At 63.8% G+C, this 18,183-nt stretch carries 19 protein-coding genes; 7 read left to right on the top strand and 12 right to left on the bottom strand.

From position 1 onward, the window contains the following. Positions 1–20: 20 nt before the first annotated feature. Both HAH_RS12295 and HAH_RS12290 read right to left on the bottom strand, forming a co-directional pair. Positions 21–443 (bottom strand): metal-dependent transcriptional regulator, encoded by a 423-nt coding sequence (locus HAH_RS12295; protein ID WP_014041214.1) that lies wholly within the window; start codon positions 441–443, stop codon positions 21–23. Positions 444–1,138: 695 nt separating this feature from the next. Further along, entirely contained in the window at positions 1,139–2,047 is a 909-nt protein-coding gene (locus HAH_RS12290; protein WP_014041213.1) for a serine/threonine-protein kinase RIO2, read from the bottom strand. 661 nt (positions 2,048–2,708) lie between these two features. Between HAH_RS12290 and HAH_RS12285 the strand changes: the two genes are divergently transcribed. Further along, complete coding sequence (locus HAH_RS12285) at positions 2,709–3,941, top strand: DolP-mannose mannosyltransferase (RefSeq protein WP_044952015.1); 1,233 nt, start codon at positions 2,709–2,711, stop codon at positions 3,939–3,941. A gap of 4 nt (positions 3,942–3,945) precedes the next feature. Here the strand turns inward: HAH_RS12285 and HAH_RS12280 are convergent, their stop codons facing one another. The 4 genes from HAH_RS12280 to HAH_RS12265 all read right to left on the bottom strand — a co-directional run bounded on the left by HAH_RS12280 (position 3,946) and on the right by HAH_RS12265 (position 7,876). Then, positions 3,946–5,130 carry an AI-2E family transporter gene (locus HAH_RS12280; protein ID WP_014041211.1) on the bottom strand — a complete coding sequence of 395 codons (1,185 nt, stop codon included), beginning with the start codon at positions 5,128–5,130 and terminating at the stop codon, positions 3,946–3,948. A gap of 103 nt (positions 5,131–5,233) precedes the next feature. Beyond that, entirely contained in the window at positions 5,234–5,653 is a 420-nt protein-coding gene (locus HAH_RS12275) for an acyl-CoA thioesterase (protein WP_014041210.1), read from the bottom strand. Continuing rightward, positions 5,650–6,174 (bottom strand): peptide-methionine (S)-S-oxide reductase MsrA, encoded by a 525-nt coding sequence (gene msrA, locus HAH_RS12270; protein ID WP_023843406.1) that lies wholly within the window; start codon positions 6,172–6,174, stop codon positions 5,650–5,652. The genes HAH_RS12275 and msrA overlap by 4 nt, the downstream gene beginning before the upstream one ends. 64 nt (positions 6,175–6,238) lie before the next feature. Next, positions 6,239–7,876: an NADH-quinone oxidoreductase subunit D gene (locus HAH_RS12265; RefSeq protein ID WP_014041208.1), complete on the bottom strand. Its 1,638-nt coding sequence runs from the start codon at positions 7,874–7,876 to the stop codon at positions 6,239–6,241. A gap of 88 nt (positions 7,877–7,964) precedes the next feature. Here HAH_RS12265 and HAH_RS12260 point away from each other — a divergent pair, with 88 nt between their 5' ends. From HAH_RS12260 to HAH_RS12250, 3 genes are all read left to right on the top strand, one after another. Further along, positions 7,965–8,642, top strand: coding sequence for a helix-turn-helix domain-containing protein (locus HAH_RS12260; RefSeq protein WP_014041207.1), 678 nt, complete (start codon positions 7,965–7,967; stop codon positions 8,640–8,642). 144 nt (positions 8,643–8,786) lie between these two features. After that, positions 8,787–9,263, top strand: a complete 477-nt coding sequence (locus HAH_RS12255; RefSeq protein ID WP_014041206.1) for a cupin domain-containing protein — start codon at positions 8,787–8,789, stop codon at positions 9,261–9,263. Positions 9,264–9,713: 450 nt separating this feature from the next. Beyond that, on the top strand, positions 9,714–10,508 hold the full coding sequence (locus tag HAH_RS12250) for a lipoate--protein ligase family protein (RefSeq protein WP_014041205.1): 795 nt from the start codon (positions 9,714–9,716) through the stop codon (positions 10,506–10,508). A 75-nt stretch (positions 10,509–10,583) separates the two neighbouring features. Here the strand turns inward: HAH_RS12250 and HAH_RS12245 are convergent, their stop codons facing one another. Next, complete coding sequence (locus HAH_RS12245; RefSeq protein ID WP_014041204.1) at positions 10,584–11,333, bottom strand: helix-turn-helix domain-containing protein; 750 nt, start codon at positions 11,331–11,333, stop codon at positions 10,584–10,586. A gap of 241 nt (positions 11,334–11,574) precedes the next feature. Between HAH_RS12245 and HAH_RS12240 the strand changes: the two genes are divergently transcribed. From HAH_RS12240 to HAH_RS12230, 3 genes are all read left to right on the top strand, one after another. Further along, entirely contained in the window at positions 11,575–11,889 is a 315-nt protein-coding gene (locus HAH_RS12240; protein ID WP_008308090.1) for a hypothetical protein, read from the top strand. A 119-nt stretch (positions 11,890–12,008) separates the two neighbouring features. Continuing rightward, positions 12,009–12,842, top strand: a complete 834-nt coding sequence (locus HAH_RS12235; protein ID WP_014041203.1) for a deoxyribonuclease IV — start codon at positions 12,009–12,011, stop codon at positions 12,840–12,842. A 148-nt stretch (positions 12,843–12,990) separates the two neighbouring features. Beyond that, positions 12,991–13,737 carry a class I SAM-dependent methyltransferase gene (locus HAH_RS12230; RefSeq protein ID WP_014041202.1) on the top strand — a complete coding sequence of 249 codons (747 nt, stop codon included), beginning with the start codon at positions 12,991–12,993 and terminating at the stop codon, positions 13,735–13,737. Here the strand turns inward: HAH_RS12230 and HAH_RS12225 are convergent. From HAH_RS12225 to HAH_RS12205, 5 genes are all read right to left on the bottom strand, one after another. Beyond that, a complete protein-coding gene (locus tag HAH_RS12225) occupies positions 13,715–14,305 on the bottom strand; it encodes a hypothetical protein (protein ID WP_014041201.1) in 591 nt (196 codons plus the stop codon). The two genes, HAH_RS12230 and HAH_RS12225, sit on opposite strands and share 23 nt — an antisense overlap. Continuing rightward, positions 14,298–14,729 (bottom strand): CopD family protein, encoded by a 432-nt coding sequence (locus tag HAH_RS12220; protein ID WP_014041200.1) that lies wholly within the window; start codon positions 14,727–14,729, stop codon positions 14,298–14,300. The genes HAH_RS12225 and HAH_RS12220 overlap by 8 nt, the downstream gene beginning before the upstream one ends. Before the next feature lie 39 nt (positions 14,730–14,768). Beyond that, a complete protein-coding gene (locus HAH_RS12215) occupies positions 14,769–15,551 on the bottom strand; it encodes a hypothetical protein (protein ID WP_014041199.1) in 783 nt (260 codons plus the stop codon). 364 nt (positions 15,552–15,915) lie between these two features. Further along, entirely contained in the window at positions 15,916–16,560 is a 645-nt protein-coding gene (locus HAH_RS12210) for a DUF7095 family protein (RefSeq protein ID WP_014041198.1), read from the bottom strand. Between the two features lie 88 nt (positions 16,561–16,648). After that, positions 16,649–18,127 (bottom strand): phytoene desaturase family protein, encoded by a 1,479-nt coding sequence (locus HAH_RS12205; protein ID WP_014041197.1) that lies wholly within the window; start codon positions 18,125–18,127, stop codon positions 16,649–16,651. Positions 18,128–18,183 lie beyond the last annotated feature (56 nt).

The following is an 18,183-nucleotide window of genomic DNA, read 5'->3' as shown; positions in this document are numbered from 1 at the left end:
TCTTGAACAGTACAGCCCCCTCACGCAGTGTCCCCATCGGAGGTCGTCGAGTCTGAATCGGTAACCCCCCGTGTACCCTCCGCCCCGGCGTCACAGGGGAGCGTAGCCGCCAACCGCTCGGCGACCATCGGACTGACCAGACCGGCCAGTTCCATCGCCTCCGTCTCGTGGTCGTCGAGATCTAGCACGCCTCGGAAGAACCACGAGACGGTCACGTACGTCTCGTGTAACTCTGTGGCTTCCTCGCGCCCCGATTCAGTTAGCGTCACCCCATCGTAGGGCTCGTAGGAGACGAGACCGTCTTCGGCAAGTCGTTGGCACATCTCCGTCACCGCCGCCGGAGACCGATCGAGCATCTCCCCCAACTCTCCCGGTGCGACTGGCGGGTCATCCCGGTGCTGTGCGATGTAGATCGCCAGCAAATACTCCGGTGCCGTTCTCATCGCTCCGCCGAATCCGCCCCATCCCCGCCGCTTGCTGCGGGCGTACTGGCCGTCGACTCCCCTGTCGACTGCTCACCGGTCCCGAAGACCACCGCGTAGGCCCAAGTCCACAGTCGAGCGCGCGACCGTTGCGGGCGTTTACCCATCGTTCGGTTCCCCCGATATCCCGCTACCGCTGTCGCCACTCATCAGGCAGACGCCCCCCAATAGTGTCGGCAGAGCACGGGCGGTCGAGCAACTGCTCGCCACTGGGACCTCGGGATATGGCCCGCGGTGCACGCCGCTACCCCGCGAAGGGTGCCGACGTCGTCCTCGACGATACGACACCGCTCGCCATCGAGTCCTCCGCGGGTCTCTCCCCGTTTGTGCCCCGCACGCAGTACCGTCGTCTGCCATATGTTTTAGGCCAACCTAATAATATAAAACGTCTGCGGTTTTTAGGACTGCCTAATCCAATCTGCGAAGTCGGTAAATGGAACAGTTGACTCCGCTGTCCGACGCAGCGAGTCCGTCGCGTGGCACTCGGCTTCGCTACCCGGAACACACCGCCTCTCTCACCGCTGTCTCGAATCGACCCGGTCAGTACGGTTTGACCGATTTGATATCGCATTATATGGTTTATTTCGACCGCGATCGGTCAAGCTCCGACTCGTCCGTGAACAGCCAACAGACGGTGCATAGCGGCTAAAACATCGCTACTCGGTAAACTCGGTAATAGAATCGAACGCGTCGGTCGCCAGCCGTTCGGCGACTGCGTCCCTGTCCACGTCACTGATTTCCTGCGGGTATTTTCGTTCGAAGTAACTCACGATGTTCTCCACATCGCGGGTTAGCAGTTCCCTGGCGTTTTCGTGGTCGGTCGGGACGGCCTGGGGCCAGTCGAAGACGACGACACCCTCGTTCGTGACGAAGACGTTGTACTCGCTCATGTCCGCGTGGACGTACCCCTCACGGTAGGCCGTCTGCATCTCCTCGAGCACGAGATCCAGAATCGGCAGCACCTGTTCCGGTTCGAGTTTCGTTCGGGAGAGTTCGACGCCGTCTATCTTCTCCATGACAATTGCATGGCGGTTCGTGTCGATAGGCTGTGGGACTGATACGTCCGGATACAGCGTTTCGAGGGCATCGTACTCCCGTTCGGCGGCCTTCCGGGCGGTGTAGAGCCAGGAGACGTGGTCGCGGTCGGCAGTGTACTCCCGCTCTTTCATCACTTCGCGGAAATTGGTGTACCCTTCGCGGTGGTATTTCAGCGCTACCGGTTTGTACGACTGGGCCTCGTACACGTCGCTTTCCTTGCCGACGCCCAGCGGCGACCCAACTCCTTCGATAGTGTCGCGCTCGGCAAAGGTGTGCAGCGCAAGCGTGTCGTACCCCTCGAACGTGAGTTTGAACCCCTCGTACTGGATGGTCTTGCGCTCGACCAGCCCCCGGTCCGCACACCGGTCGAGCCGGTAGTCGACGTCCTCCGTCGTCAGCCGAGAGAATTCGGTCAACTTCTCGCGGGCGACGTACTCCGAGAACCGCATCCCCTGTTCGACGCCAGAGAGCAGATGGAAGTCCTCGGGTTCCAGCTCCGCCATCACTGAAGCCACGTTCTGGACCATTAGGGTTCTCTACTGGGCCAACTGGTAAAAGGCCGACGCGTTCGGCGGATGGCATTGATAAATTAGTACTCGCTATACAAAATCCTGTCTCGGCCTCGTCGCTGTTCGGTTTGCAATCGGGCTGATATGGGTATCTAGCTACTCCGATACGGACCTGATTTCGGTGTTTCGCGCCCAACAGCGTCTGAGACAATGTCCTGCCGAGTAGGAATACTTTAACCCACATGAGTACAGGTTCACATAGTAGTATTATCGGTCGGGTATCACCGCTGTATTACGTCTCTGTAGCTCAAATCACGACTGAGGACTCGTGAACGCTGGCTCTGACCGGTTGCAGGCTTCCTTTATATGAACGGTGTCTGAAAGGGGTTGCGAGCTACACATCAATCTACAAATACAATCCTAACTTCGGTAGCAGTATATGTAATGCGAACAGTAGCTGCCTTTGGCTACTGAATATATTCTAAATTAGTCTATACTTTTGGTCACCTGAACACAAACAGCCCGTGTGAGCAGACGAAACAAAGATCAACTCAGAGATCTGCTTCGCTCGCTTGCCCTCCATCCCCACGATAGACGACTCGCGTTTCCGGTACTGTTTGCCGTCGGCACGCAACTGTACTTTTTCGTGACAATCACACTCGATTCCACTCGACCGCCTATGGCACCCGACGCTGGTATCTTCCAGCACCTCGGCTGGTATTTGACACGCGGAGGGCGGTTGTACGTCGACGCCTGGGAACCGAAGTTCCCGCTGTCCTACGAGACGACAGAGATACTGGCATTGCTGTCCGGTGGCGATATGTACCGACTCCACCTCCTCAGCGTGGTGCTGATGAGCGGCGCGGTGTGTGCAATCGTCGGACTCGTCGTGATACTGGTCTATGACATCACTGGCGACGATATCGCTGCGCCGCTGGCTGGCCTGTCGATGTTCCTGTTGCCGGGGTTTGCCGTCCGGCCGGCGTATGGGTTCAAAGCGAAATATCTCCTCGTTCTCTGTGGATTACTGGCGATATATCTGTACACGCGTGGCTACCCGGCACTGAGCGGCGTGGCTGCGGCAGCCAGTGTTGGATACTGGCAGGCTGGGGCCATCTTCCCGCTGATCGTGGTCGGTCTAGCGATCCAACGGCGCGACACGCGGGCGCTTGAGCGTGTCGTCGCCGGCGGTCTCGGCTTTACCGTCGTCATGTTGATGCCGGTGTTTCTCCTCTGGCATTCAGCCTCGGAGATGGTCGTTCAGGTTCTCCTCGTACCGTTACAAACGGAGGAACACGCGTCGTTGCTCGCTCGGTTCGTCGCCGGTGTCGTCCACTTTAAATGGGCGTCACCGTTCGTCTTGCTTGGCGGGCTCGGCCTCGCTCATACCGCTCGATGCTGTTTCACAGACACTGAGGGCGTTGCCGGGCGCACCGAATGGTGGATTCCGGTCGGCGCAGCGTGGTTCGCGTTTCTGATACTGTTCGTCGATTTCGAAACAGGCGGCTACACCGACCTCATTCCGGGGCTCGCGTTCGTCGCAATCGGTATCGGCATGATCGCGACGGTGCTTCGCGACCGACAACAGGCGCAGAATCTCGGCGTCGTCCTTGCGCTGGTCCTCGTCGTGAACGTCGCCTTCCTCGGTAGCGTCGGCGTCGTCTTCACACCCGTCGAGACGCCGGGACCGGTGCCGATGTCGGACCTCGAAACCCACGACCTTCCAGCGGCCTATGACGAGGCCGAACCAGTACCCGACGTCCGATACATCTACTGGCAACAGATCGAGCCATCGACGTGTCACTACCGGCTCTCGCTGATGGAACTGCGGTGGCTCGACCGAGTCGACTCGTCGGTAGACAGTCGGTGTCTCGACTTCGGGACCGCCAGAGCCCGACTCGGGAACGGATAGCCCGTTACGACTCCGCGGAGTCGTAGTCGGAGAGCGACGTTTGCGTCGTTTCGACCGAGCCCGTGATGATGTAGGGAACGAGAATCCGGAAGAACTGGGCGGCAAGGACCAGCAGAATCGGGCCAAGGAAGATGCCGTAGAATCCGAACACGATCGGTCCGAAGATGTACGCGAACATCAACAGGCCAATGTGGGTCAGGTCGCCGCTGACGTACGGCCGAATCAGGAAATCCGGGATGGTGTCGACGACGACCAGCGTGACTGCGAGGAAGAGAACGACCCAAGCCAGGGCCGCCGTTTGTCCCGTGACGACCGCAGAGACCGCAAGCAGTGCAGCGACGGGCAGGTAGACGATTTTCATTCCGACGACAGGAACGAGGCTCCCGATGCCGGTGAGTGCGCCGACGAGTGGTGCAAACGGAATCTGCACTGAGCCGGGAGCGACCAGATTGTACAGCGAGAACACGAAAATCCCGATTACACCAGTCACCAGTGCGTTCAGGATGTTCCCGAAGAGAATCGAGGACAGTTCCTCGTCGACTGCTGCCGCGTACTCCCTGAGGACGCCCGACCCGTCGAAGGTGTCGAGGAACCAGCCGACGAGGCGCGGTCCGTCGGTAAGCAGGTAGTACGTTCCAGCGAACACGATGAACACGCGCAGCAGTAGCGCCGTAAGCATGCTCACGGAGCCGATGAGCGTATCGGATATTTGCCCCAGCCACGACTGGACTGTCGCGTTTCGCAACAGGTCGATCACCTCAGCCGGTCCCATTGCCAGCAAATCGGTGAAGCCGAGGTCGGCGAGCGGCCCCGGCAGTGAACCACCCTGGAGATCCTGGAACTGCGCGAGGTACGCCGCGCCCAAGCCGCCCTCGCCGAAGAACGCCTGTAATTCGGGGACAATGAGGACGAGCGTGTAGCCGACCAGAACCACGAACGGTAGGAGAAAGAAGAAGATCGTGGCCGCCGCGTGGACCTGCTTCTGGTAGGGGACGGCTCGATTCAGGAACGAATCGGGCAGCGGAAGCCGCCCGAGCCGTCGATAGATCGGTCGGCTGGCGTAGTACAGGAAGACGGTAAACACGAGCGTCGGGAGGAACTGGGACAGGACGAACCCGACCACGAGGAGGAGTGCTACGCCTGCGAGGGCAAAGAGGGCGCGCCGTCCGAGGTCGGTACTATATTCCATATGTTTTCAATACAACATCTCGATGAAAAATAAAACCACCGGTCGGCTCGATGATTTCTAGCGTGGCGGAACGAAATGGGCGGCGTCACGCTATCGGCTGTGGCTACAGCCCCTCGAACTCCGTGATCGCCTCCCGCCAGTCTTCGGGGATCGGACGCGAGGATTCCGTGTCGCGATCGTACGTGACGACAGTCGTTTCCCCGGTCGCAGCCACACCGTCCTCGGTCCGGACCTCGTACTCGAAGGGGAAGCTCTTCCCGCCCAGACGGGGCACCCGGACGGCAACGGCGACGGAGTCACTGATCCGGACCGGCTGGATGTAATCGATTTCGAGGTTCGCGATGACCATGCCGGTGCCCGACTCGCTGCCCGAGAGCAGCGCTTCGCCACAGTCGACCACGTCGTGCAGGTAGTCGATGCGAGCCTCCTCGAAGTAGGTCGCGTACGTCGCGTTGTTGACGTGGCCGTACGTGTCGATGTCCGTGTACCGGACCTCGACTTCCGTCGTGTACTCGAAGCTCATGCCAGCAGTTCCGCGTGTTTCTCTTTGAGCTTCTCGATTTTCGGCGGGATGGTCAACTGACAGTAACTCTGGTCCGGATTCTTCTCGAAGTAGTCTTGATGGTACTTTTCCGCGGGATAGAACGTCTCCAGCGGCTCGACTTCGGTGACGATGTCGCTGTCGTAGCCCGGCTCTATCTCCTCGATGAGGGCTTCGACGGTTTCGCGCTGGGCCTCGTCGTGGTAGAACACGGCCGAGCGGTACTGCGTGCCGACGTCGTTGCCCTCCCGGTCTTTCGTCGTCGGGGTGTGCGTCGTGAAGTGGACCGCGAGCAGGTCCTCGTAGCTCACCTCGTCCGGATCGAAAGTGAGCTGGACGCACTCGGCGTGGCCCGTTTCCCCGCGGCAGACCGCCTCGTAGCTGGGGTCGGCGACGTGGCCGCCGGCGTAGCCCGAGACCACATCGGTCACGCCGTCGACCTGCTTGAACACCGATTCCGTACACCAGAAGCAACCGCCCGCGAATGTCGCTTGTTCAGTCATCACCGGACGTACGTGCCCGGCGTACAAAACTCACTGGCTGTGTTCGTCCCAGACGGACATCGGCCTACCGGTCGACCTCGCCCATGATAGTGTCCAGACTACCGATCGTCGCCACGAGGTCGGGGATGTACTCGCCGCGTGCCATCTCGGACAGTGCCTGGACGTGCGAGAAGGAGGGGCCGCGGATCTTGAACCGGGCTGGCGTCTCCGTCCCGTCCGAACGGATGTAGATGCCGAGTTCGCCCTTCGCGGCCTCGACGGCGCGGTAGAGTTCGGCGTCGGGGTCGGGCCGGAGCGTGCGGGGGACGTTGGCCTGAATCTCGCGGTCGTCCTCGGGCCAATCCTCCAGTAGGTCGACGCACTGGCGGATAATCTTCGCGGACTCCTCTACCTCGCGCAGGCGCACGAGCAGGCGCGAGAAGTTGTCGCCGCCCTGCTCGGTGACGACCGACCAGTCGAGTTCGTCGTAGTAGCCGTAGGGGTCGTCCCGCCGGAGGTCGTAGTCGACGCCGGAGGCTCGGGCGACCGGCCCGGTACAGCCATAGGCCTTCGCGGTCTCGGCCGGGAGGTGGCCCGTGTCAACCGTTCGCAGTTGGAGGATTTCGTTGCTGGTGAGCATGTCGTGGTACTCCGTGAGCTTGTGCGGCAGGTCGTCGAGGAACGCGCGTATCTTCTCGAAGAACGCCTCGCGAGGCTCGGGCAGGTCCCAGGCGACGCCGCCCAGCCGCAGGTAGTTGAACATCAGCCGCTGGCCGGTGAGGTCCTCGAGGATGTCCTGCACGAGTTCGCGGTCCCGGACCCCCCACTGGAAGGTGGCGGTGAACTCCCCGACCACGTCCAGCGCGTAGGTCGCGACCGCGAGCATGTGCGAGAGAATTCGCGAGAGTTCGCCGCCCATCGTCCGGATGACCTGGGCATACGCCGGCACCTCGATGTCGGCGAGGTCTTCGGCCGTGCGGGCGTAGGCCCACTCGTTCAACAGCCCGGCCCCGCCCCAGTCCCAACGGTCCGGGTAGGGCATGATCTGGTGGCGGTAGGTCCCTTGCTGGCACATCTGCTCCTCACAGCGGTGGATGTAGCCGATGTCGGGGTCGACGGCCGCCACCTGCTCGCCGTCAAGCTGGACGTTCAGGTGGAGAACGCCGTGCGTCGAGGGATGGTGTGGCCCCATGTTGAGGTGCATCGTCTCCGGCCCCTCACGGCGGTCTTCGAGCAGGCGCTCGTGCTCCCGGAAGGAGACGATCTGTGGCTGGTCCTGATTGTAGTCCCGGCTCAGTGGGTGGCCCTGCCAGGTCTCGGGCAGGAGAATCCGCCGGAGGTCGGGGTGGTCTTCGTACTCGATACCGACCAAATCGTACGCCTCCCGCTCGTGCCACGCTGCCGTCGGATACACGGGCACGGCTGACTCGCTGGTCGGCGACTCTCTGGCCGTCGGGACGACGACCGAGAGTTCCTGTGTCGGGTCGGCGTAGCGTCGCAGGTGATAGATCGTCTCGAACCGGTCGGCGTACTCCTGGGCTGTGACGCAGGCGCAGTGGTCTAGACCGGCCTCGGTTCGCAGCGTTGAGAGGACGGTCTGGACCTCGTCAGCACGGATGACAGCAGCCGGGGCGTTCTCGTGGCGTTCGGTGGAAAGGACGTGGTCGGCGATCGGCTCGATAAGCGGATGGACATCGTCGGTTCGGTGGACTGTCTGGGCCATCTCCGTGACCGTGCGTTCGGCGTTTGCGTCCCTCGACCTGTCCCCTCATGCCCGAGGTTATTTTAAATACTGCTCGGAACAGCCAGGTATGAAATACGTCACGCTCTCGCTGTGGATGGCCCCTGAGGTCCGCCACTCGATGCACCAGTTCGTCGTTGAGCACGACGGCTACGAGGCGAGCTATCTCCTCCGGGGCAACGACATCGGTTCCGACCTCCAGACGCTGCTGTTTCATGTCGACGGCTTCCCGCCGGAGCCCTACCGGGCGGCGCTGGAACAGGCCGAAACCGTCCGGGAATATGCTATCTCGACGTGTCCCGACGAGACGTTCTTCCTCTACGTACAGGATTCGCCGTCGGCGACCGGTCACGACCTCGTCGACGCCCTCACGCGGGCCGGTCTAGTCATCGTCTCGCCGGTCGCCTACCACGCCGATGGCACGGTCGGACTCACGCTGGTCGGTCCGGGCGGGACGGTCCAGCAGGCAGTCGAGACGGTGCCAGACGGCGTCTCCGTCGACGTTCGGGAGGTGGGGGAGTACGACAGCCGACGGCTCGACACCGGGGCGGCGCTCACCGACCGGCAGTTCGAGGCTGTCGCCGCCGCTGTCGACTGCGGGTACTACGCTGACCCCCGCGAGGGGAGCGTCGACGACGTCGCCGACGAACTGGGCTGTGCCCCCGGAACTGCCGCTGAACACCTCAGGAAGGCCGAGGCTCATGTGATGGCTGACGTACTCGAACAGCGTCCCGTACCAGCGGAGTAGTCCGCTCTACCCGGGGACCGCCGGAGCGGCTGACTACCGTATGTCTTCCCGAAAAACTATAAACTCCGGAACAGTGCCTTCTAATGCTGGATTGCGAACGCATCACAGGGGCCAGCGGTAGCCCGACTCAGGACAACACCGACCATGAACACAGTAACTATCGACGACGTACCGGTCGAACGGAATCCGATGCAGGTACACGACATCCGCAAGCCTGTCTCCCGGACACTCGGGACCGAGCATTTCGCGGCAAACTACTTCGAACTCGAACCCGGCGACTCCTTCTCGGGGAGCCTCCACCGCCACCACGACCAGGAAGAGGTGTTCTACATCGAACAGGGACAGACCACCTTCGAGGTCGGCCTCGACCGTGAGGAAGTCGATGTTTCGGGCGGCGAACTGATTCGCTTCGAGCCCGGCGAGTTTCAGGAAGGGTACAACTCCGGCGACGAGCGCGTCATCGGCTGGGCCTTTGGCGCGCCCGGCGCGACCCACGACTGGGACGCCATCGAATCGAGAGCGCACTGTCCAGAGTGCGACACGGAAACCACCCAGAGCGTCGCCCTCGCCGACGGTCGGTTCGAACTGACCTGTACCGACTGCGGGAACGTCCAGGGCTAGGACCCACTTCTGTCGCTCTCGTGACTGGTAACAGGTGTTTGTACAGCCAGAAAGCCCCCGCTCGCTCGACTCCTGCGACTCGCTGCGCGCTTCCTCGCTCCTCAACGTCGCTCGTCAGTGCTTGCATCGCCTCGAACGTCGAGCGAGCGGCCCCTTTCAGTCCCACCCGTAGCCGGTTGGACAAAGAATGCTGGGCGGGACTGAAAGGGGCGTTGTCGGCGCTGTGCGCCGACTGCTCGGGAGACCGCAGGTCTCCCGGTGGGCGGCTGGACGAAGGCGGGCGATGTAAGCACCACAGGAACGACCGGAGGGTGTGACAAGGAGCGCAGCGAGCCCCCCGAGTTCAGCCGGCCGGGGCTTTCTGGCTCTTTGCATAAACAACGACCCCGTCAGTCATTCCACCCGTTGCTAGCCCGCAATTCATATCGCATCGCGTCACGAAGCCCAGGTATGTCACTGGCCGACCTGGAGTGGCGCGTCATCGGCGAGGAAACACGACCCGGACCGATGACGATGGCACTGGAAGCGGCCGCTGCCGAAACCGTCGCGGCTGGCGGTCCGGCAACGGTGCGGGTGTACACCTGGCCCGATACGCTGTCGCTGGGCTACGGACAGGACCCAGACACGATCGACTGGGCGTTCTGCGAGCGCGAGGATATTGGGGTAACACGACGACCCACCGGTGGCGGCGCAATTTATCACGACAGCGTGGCGGACATCTCGTACGGCATCATCGCGCCGGCCGACGCCGTGCCGGGCGATCTGATGGCGTGTTACGAGCAGTTCTGTGAGCCCGTTTTGGACGCGTTCGAGCGCATGGGCGTCGACGCGTCGTTTGCCGACGACGAGCGGTCGGCGGTCCACCAGCCGGCCTGTTACCTGCGACAGCTCCATCCGGCCCACGATATCGTCGGCCCCGACGGCCGCAAACTCAGCGGGAACGCGCAGTACCGCCAGAAGGACGCCGTCATCCAGCACGGTTCCCTGTCCGTCTCGCTGCGCCCCGACCGCCACTGCGGCTGTTTCACCGCCGACCCCGACTCGGAGCGGTTCACCGAACGTGTCGGGGCGATAGACGAATACGCCGATATCGACCGCGCCGAAGCCGTCGAGACGCTCCGCTCGACGCTGGCCGAGTGGGTCGACGCGACCGAGGGCTCGTGGACGGATGACGAACTCTTACGCGCACGCGAGCACGCGAGGGATAAATTCGACGCAGACGAGTGGATTCGCCGGTCGCCCTGACGCTGGCGGTGCGGTCCGGCGATGACGGCCGTGCCGGGCCACCACGAGCCGCGTCCTACCCTGAAAGATCGCCCTTCAGAGTGTTTCTTCGACAAACTGCGAGATAAGGCGGTCCTCGGCAGTCCGGAGCTGGTACTGCACGGTCGACCGGGGCTCGTCCAGTATCGATGCGAGGTCCTTGACCGAGACTTCCCGCGGCCGCTCGTAGTAGCCGTGGGTCACGGCGGCCTTCAGCACCCGCCACTGTTGGGGCGAGAAGTTCGTCGCGACCCGTTCGGTGGCCTTCCAGTTTCCAGCACTGGTGATGTGAGACACCGAGAGTGTGACGCCATCGCGGAGGCTCGATTCGATTCTGTCGTACACCTCGCCGATGGGGTTCGACCCCGGATAGAGGACGCGCCAGCGGTACTCGTCGCCAGTCCGCCGGGATTCGAAGATAGCCCCGTCACTGACGTGTCGGTGCAGGAAACTCGGCAGCGACTGACAGCCGCTGATTTCGCGACGCAACGTGTACACCGTCCGCGACGTTTCCCCGCGGTCCAGCATATGGTAGGTTCGCGTCGTATCACAGCTCACGACGTCGAAACACTCGTTACAGCGGTCTTCGTCCAGAAAGACCTCGTCGAACGCACTCAGGGCCTCGGGCGTCCCCTTCGCGTGGTCCAGCCGCCACATATGGTCGTCACCGACGAAGATGGCCGAGGACCACACAGAGAGACTTTCGTGCTGCCGGAACACGTCCATCAGGCTATCGGCTCCCGCGTCGAACTGCAAGACGAACTCGAACTCGCGTGTTTCATTTACTGCGGCCTGTGATTCGGTCATTTGGCTATTACTAACTTATCGAGACCGGTATAAGTCGATTACCAGTCGACTGAAGACGCTCAAAACTAGATAGTTGGCTATTGATAAGAATATGCTCGACAGCGAGGTCACCGATGTCGGCGCGGTGGTCGATTTATCGTGACCCTCACGCCTGCAATGACGGGCTACGAGGGCGGACTGTCCAACGTTCCTGACAACAGAGCTACGTCACCGTTTTGTGGCAACCCGGCCAAGCAGTGGCATGGTCTCGTCCCCCGCTGATGACGACGCTGCCGACACCTCCGCCGACCCTCAGGCAGCCGACGGCAGCGCCGCAACGCTTTCCGAGGAAGAACTGTACGCGGTTGTTCGGGTGGCTACCGAGGACGCAGTGCTTGGCGCGCTCGGCACGCTCATGTTGGTCGGTATCGGCATCGTACTGGCCTCTTGGGGCGCAGCGTTACTAATGTCAGCAACGCCGCTTCCAGCGGCTATCGGCGTGGTTCTCGTCCTGTTCGGTGCATACCTCGCGCTATCGAGCCTCCGCATGATCCCGCCCGTTCGCGAGTGGGTCTGAGGCGGTCGGGTATCCCTGTTCCCCGGTCTGTCGTCCCGCCCCGGCGAAATCCGGACACGAGCTATAACCGACCGTGGCACTCCGGAACCTCTTTTGTCGGGCATCACCGACCGGTGTGCATGGTACGAGTCGGGGCGCACACCTCTATCGCCGGCGGCGTCTACAACGCCGTCGAGGAACAGGTCGAGTACAGCGGCAACTGCGGGCAGATATTCTCCCATTCGCCACAGGTCTGGCAGGACCCGAACATCGACGACGACGAAGCCGAGCAGTTCCGCGACCTCGCAGCCGACCACGGCGTCGGCCCGTGGGTCATCCACTCGTCGTATCTGGTCAACCTCTGTACGCCCAAAGACGACCTCCGCGAGAAGTCCCTCGATTCGATGCAAAAGGAGGTCGACGCCGCCGCGAAGCTGGGCATCGAGTACGTCAACGTCCACCTCGGCGCTCACACCGGCGCGGGCGTCGACGGCGGCCTAGACAACGCCGCGAGCGTGCTGGACGACCTCGACATCCCCGAGGGCGTCACCGTCCTGGTCGAGTCCGACGCGGGCAGCGGGACGAAACTCGGCGGCCAGTTCGAGCATCTGGCGACGGTTCGGAAGCGAACTGACCAGGACATCGAGTTCTGTCTCGACACGGCCCACATGTTCGCCGCGGGCTACGACCTCTCGACGCCTGAGGCCGTCGACGAGACGCTCGCGGAGTTCGACGAGGCTGTCGGCTTCGATGACCTCGCCTGCGTTCACCTCAACGACTCCAAACACGAGTGCGGGACGAACAAGGACGAACACGCCCACATCGGCGAGGGCCACATCGGCGAGGACGGGATGCGCGCGTTCGTCAATCACGACGCCATCCGCGACGTGCCGCTGGTGCTCGAGACGCCGACCGAGAACGGCAAGAGTTTCGCCTGGAACATCGAGCGCGTCAAGGAACTCCGCGGCGAATAGACGTCGCTATCGAGCGCGGCGTATCCGAGCTTCTCGACTCTGTGGGGAAGTTCGAGCGCGTTCGACCGCGGTACTTTTGGGGGCGACTCGACTCTGAGGAACTGTGCGCAGGTTCTCCGCCGACTACCTCGAAACCACCCGCAGGGGGATGTGGGCCGACTCCCGCGAGGCGCTCTCGGACCTGCAGTTAGGCGAGTGCGAGCGCGTCCTCGACGTGGGCTGTGGGACCGGTGAACTGACCCGTGTCCTCCGCGAGGAGACCGACGGAACGGTCGTCGGCCTCGACGCTGATACGGATCTGCTGGCCGCCGCCGGCGACCCGACCGTCTGCGGCGACGCGACGCGGCTCCCCTTTGCCGGCGACAGCTTCGACCTGGTGGTGTGTCAGGCGCTGCTCATCAACCTCCCTGACCCCGAGGTCGCGGTTCGGGAGTTCGCCCGCGTCGCCACCGACCGGGTGGCCGCCATCGAGCCGAACAACGCCGCCGTCACCGTCGAGTCGACCGTCGACGCGGAGCCGACACTGGCCCGCCGCGCTCGCCGGCTGTTCCTCGATGGCGTGCGGACGGACGTCACTCTCGGGAGCGACGCCGCCGACGTGTTCCGCGACGCGGGGTTGTCCGTCGTCTCGACGACGCAGTACGACCAGGAGCAGCGCATCGAGCCGCCCTACGACGACGCGGCGATGCAGGCGGCCCAGCGGAAAGCCACTGGAACCGGACTGGCACACAACCGCGAGACGATTCTCAACGGCGATGCGACGCCCGCCGAGTACGACGCGCTCCGCGAGCGCTGGCGGTCGATGGGCCGGGACGTAATCGAGCAGATGCAAGCGGAGGCCTACGAACGCCGCGAGACGGTCCCGTTCTTCGTTACCGTCGGCGAGGTTCAGTGACCTGCTCGTTCTCGGCTTCAGGGAGGAAATAGCCCGCCAGTCTGTAGACTGCGCCGTCCAGCAGGCTGGCGACCAGTCCGACGACGCCGCCGACGACAGCGGCGACACCGGCCCCGATGAGCAAGACAAGCAGCACCGCCTGCAGTCGGACCCCGCCGCTCTGTAGCGTCGGCACGAGTGCCACCGCGAACAGACCCAGCAGGAACGCGACGCCGGTGGCACAGCCGGCCGCAACTCCGTGGAGGACGAGCGTGCTGACTCCTGCCGAGTCAAGCGCCACCCGGCCGTGAACCCATCGGACCGCCAGGACGAACAGCGCCCAGAGGTAGCAGAAGACGGCCACGCCGACGAGGGTGTTCAGCCCGGCAAGCAGGTCGGCGAGGCCGCCGCTCGCGTGGGCGGCGAGGACGCCGAGCAGGACGAACAGGGCGGTGTCGAAGGTCGCGAGCGTCCACGTCACGAGCGATACCCGTCGCGCGTCGGCCCGTTCCGCGGTGTACGCTGGCTCGGTCTCGGTCCCGGTCGCTATCTCGCTTTCACCTCTCCGCTCACGCTGGTCCTCAGCCATGCGCGAGTACCTCCGCGAGGACGACGATGCTCAGGAGGACGGCCGCTGTCGCGCCGTAGGCCCGCGAAAGCGTTCGCCGAAGGGCTGGGGACAGGTCACCGGATGTTGCCTCGCGGTCGCTGGCTTGAACGAGGAGGAGCGTCCGGACGACCGACCCGACGACGAGGGCGACGACGACGATGAGTTTCGCCAGCAGGGTTCGTCCCCAATCGGTTCCGGGTCCTGGCGGCCCGAGCGTGCCGAGGTTGCCGACGCCGGTGAACACGAGCACGCCGACGCCGGCCCAGAACAGCCACTCGAACTGTCGCGCGGGCGCGAGCGAAGCGATAGCGCCGCTCCGATAGCTGTACCAGAGGAGGGTCGTGCCGCCGACGAGGACCGCCATCGCGAGGACGTGGAGGGTTCGAATCGGGAGGGCTGCCATAGCTGTCGCTTCACCGGCAGGTCGCAAAGAATCAGGGGGTCACTCCGACCGGTCGACTGTCACTACGTCCTCGCCCGTCGCCACGTTGTACCGTGTCGACGGGTCGACGGTCAGGCTGACGACGCCGCTGTCAAGTGCGTCTGGGCGCTCGAACCGTGCCACCGTTGTGCGGGCGGTGTAATCGGCGGTGTAGACGCAGGGCCGGGTGTAACAGCCGAAGGCGTGGATTCCGGTGTCGGTCGCCTCGATGCGTTTCAGATGGGGCAGTATCGACCCCGATCCCCAGCCGGTCTGGACGACAAGGACGGCCCGGCGCTCGAAGTCCGTCTCCGAAACGAACGCGTGAATTTCGTCCCTCTCGTCGTCGAGTCGATCGACATCGTCGGGCCCGGTCAACAGTGTCGCATAGAGCTGTTTGCCGTTTCCGCCGCTGTCGTCGCCGGGAGAGAACTGTAGCCCTTCCTCGCGAAACACCGTTCCCCGCGCCGGCCGCTGGTCGAACGCCAGCGACGGCTCGGCCGGCATGTTGGCACAGAGGTACAGCGGGTCGTAGTCCTCGTTCTGCCCGTCTCCCGAGCACGTGGGCTCCTCAGTGTCGTACGGCGGCGCGTCGACCCGCTTGACGCCAGCGGGGAGTCTGTTTGGCGTCCGGGTCGGGGTTTCGTTCTCGGTGTCGGTCGGTGTGCCCTGGTCGGTGCCGTTTCGCGGCGTTGGCGTCGTCGCGCCGCCGTCGCCGCCAGCCCCGGGAGCGAGACAGCCGCCGAGGACGGTCGCCGCGAGGCCCCCGACCAGCCCCAGTGTCTCGCGTCTCGTTCGGTTCATACGAGACGCTCCGATCGGCGCGGATGTATCCTTTCTGTACGCTCAAACTCGCGTTGTAGTTGTCATGGACTGTGTCCATGCCCGTGACCTCGCCCAGAGCGATGTCGACCGCCGACAGACCCTTGCAAAGCGAACGGCTACGAACGACACGTGTCGATTCGCGTCTTCCCATGATACCACCGCTCGTCCGCCGCTGTCCGGAGTGCCGTCACGTGACCTGGAGCCGCCGGTTCACTGCGGTCGCCGACGGCGGGAGCGGCTCGCGGCTCGTCGAATGCCCCGCCTGCGGACATCAGTTTTCAACAGTCGACACCCCGTGGTTGCAGTAATCGGTCTGCCAAAGCCGGCCGTGACTGCCTACTGCCTACACCACGTCGCCCCGAACCGTCGCTCCCTCCTGCTGTGCCCGGTACTCTTTGACCGCGTCGGCGGCGTCGCCGGCCTCCGTCTCGTCCATCCCGAGCATCGACAGCGACTGGGGCAGCGTCGGGAAGACGAACTCGTTGTCACGGAGCTTCTGGAACGCCTCCGGCGACCGTTCGCCGTCGAGCCACAGGCAGGCCCCGCGCGGGTCCAGAATCTGCTCGTAGTCGTTTCGCATCTTCGCCCCCTTGAGCCGCTGGGTGACGTTGTCCTCGAAGGAAGCGTTACACACTTCCAGATGGACCGGCTCGTCGTCGTTCAGGAGGTGGGCGGCGAGGCACTTTTCGGGCGCAGCGTGGCCGTTGGCGTTCGCGCGGATGTACTCGGGATGCTCGTCGGCCCACGCGGCGCGGACGGTCTTGCCGACGCCGTCGACGCCGTGACTGCGCTGGAACTCCTCGGCGCGCTCCGGCGCGTCCTTGAACAGGATGTCCTTGGTGACGTACACGTCCAGTCGCTCGACCGGGTCCAGCCCGAGCGCCACGTCGCCGTACACCCACACCTCCCGGACCGGGACCGGCATCGTCTCCGCTTCGACCGTCGTGACGATCTCCTCGACGCGCTCGACTGCCTCCGGACGGTCCATACTCATTGTCCCCTCTACCGGTCGGGCGGCCTAAACGCTGACTCTCCGCGCCCGTCGCGTTGCGGCTCGCCATGCCACCTTGTGATGCTCACCGACGAACGTGATCGGCCGCGATTTTGCTCCCTTTGACGCAGGCGACGGTGCCAAGCCCCGGCCAGGTGGTGTCGCCCGCGAGGTAGAACCCCTCGATACCGATGTTCTGTGGCACAGCCCCCTGGTTCGCGTTTGCCCGCGTCTGCTTGTACCCGCCGACAGCCCCGCGGGGTCGCTTCGTGAACTGCTCGTAGGTGACCGGCGTCGCCACCTCGGAGACGACCGGGTCGGTCCCGAGGTCGGGATAGACGGTCCGGCCGCCCGCCAACAGTTGCTCGCGAGCGGCCGCCTTCTGTTCCCCGTAGGCCGCCTCGTCAAGGCCTTGCCACGGCTCGACTGCACAGTGGGTGGATAGCATGACTGCCCGGTGCCCTGCCGGTGCGCTCACGTCGTCACCCGGCGCGGAGACGGAGACGAACATGTTGTTCCCGTTGCCCAGCGGCTCGTCGTAGGCCTGCAGAATTTGGTGGTGCGTCCGCTCGCGGCTGTCGACCTCGGCTGCCGGGACACCGAGAAACAGCACGAGTGCGCTCCCCTCGTGGGCTTGCAGCATCGAACAGTAGTCGTCGAGTCTGTCGCCGACGACCGTCGGTGCGAGGCTTCTGGTAACGGGAACTGGGACAGTGCTGACGACCTGGTCTGCGTGGACCGGACCAGCCGCCGAGTCCACGCGAAAGCCGCTGTTGGAGCCGGTCACCGCAGTCACGGTTCGACCGGTCTCGACTCGCCCGCCGATGTCCGTGTACTGGTCGACGAAGGACTCCCAGAAGCCGTACATCCCGCCGGTCGCCCGGCCCAGCCCTGTCCGACGGATCGTCATTCCAAGGACGGCGTTTAACAGCGGCGCGTCGTCGAGCGTGGCATGGACCGTATCCTCGACGAGCATCGAGACGACTGCTCGGAGCGGTCGGTCGTCGTACACGCCGTGGGCGCGCATCGCGTCGGCCATCGTCCAGCGGAGATATCTGGCCAGCGGCAGGTCCCGAAGGCCGACCGCGCGGGCGTTCCGAACGAGATCGCCGACGCTCCGTATCGGCATCTTGACGTCTGTTCTGGTGAGCCGCCAGAGCCGCGCCGAGAGGTCGTCGATGAAGTCGTAGAACGCGAGATGTCGCTTGTCGTCGCCGAGTTTCGTACGCCGCTCGGCGTCCCAGTCAGTCTGGTCGCGGTACAGCGTCACTGTCCGGTCCGGCAGCCAGACGTCGTAGGCGTCCTGTCTCTCCATTGGTGGGGATTCGAAGCCGACAGTCGACAACAGCTGGCCGCCGACACCCCCCGTGACGAAATCCACGAGTGTCGTCGCGCCGACATCGAACCGGAACCCCGCCCGCTCGTAGTAGCCCGCACAACCACCGACGCTGTGGTGCTGTTCGAGAACGACCGTCGAGTAGCCGTCTGCCTGCAATCGTGCGGCCGTGCTCATACCGGCGACACCGCCTCCGATGACGGCCACGTCCGCGGATTCAGTTCCCATGACGCCCCACCTGTGAGAGTATCCCGTACCCACTCGTCGCGGTGAGGACTGTGACT

Origin of the sequence: Haloarcula hispanica ATCC 33960, from assembly GCF_000223905.1 — an archaeon.
GTDB lineage: Archaea > Halobacteriota > Halobacteria > Halobacteriales > Haloarculaceae > Haloarcula > Haloarcula hispanica.
This window is presented reverse-complemented; position numbering and strand designations above follow the sequence as displayed.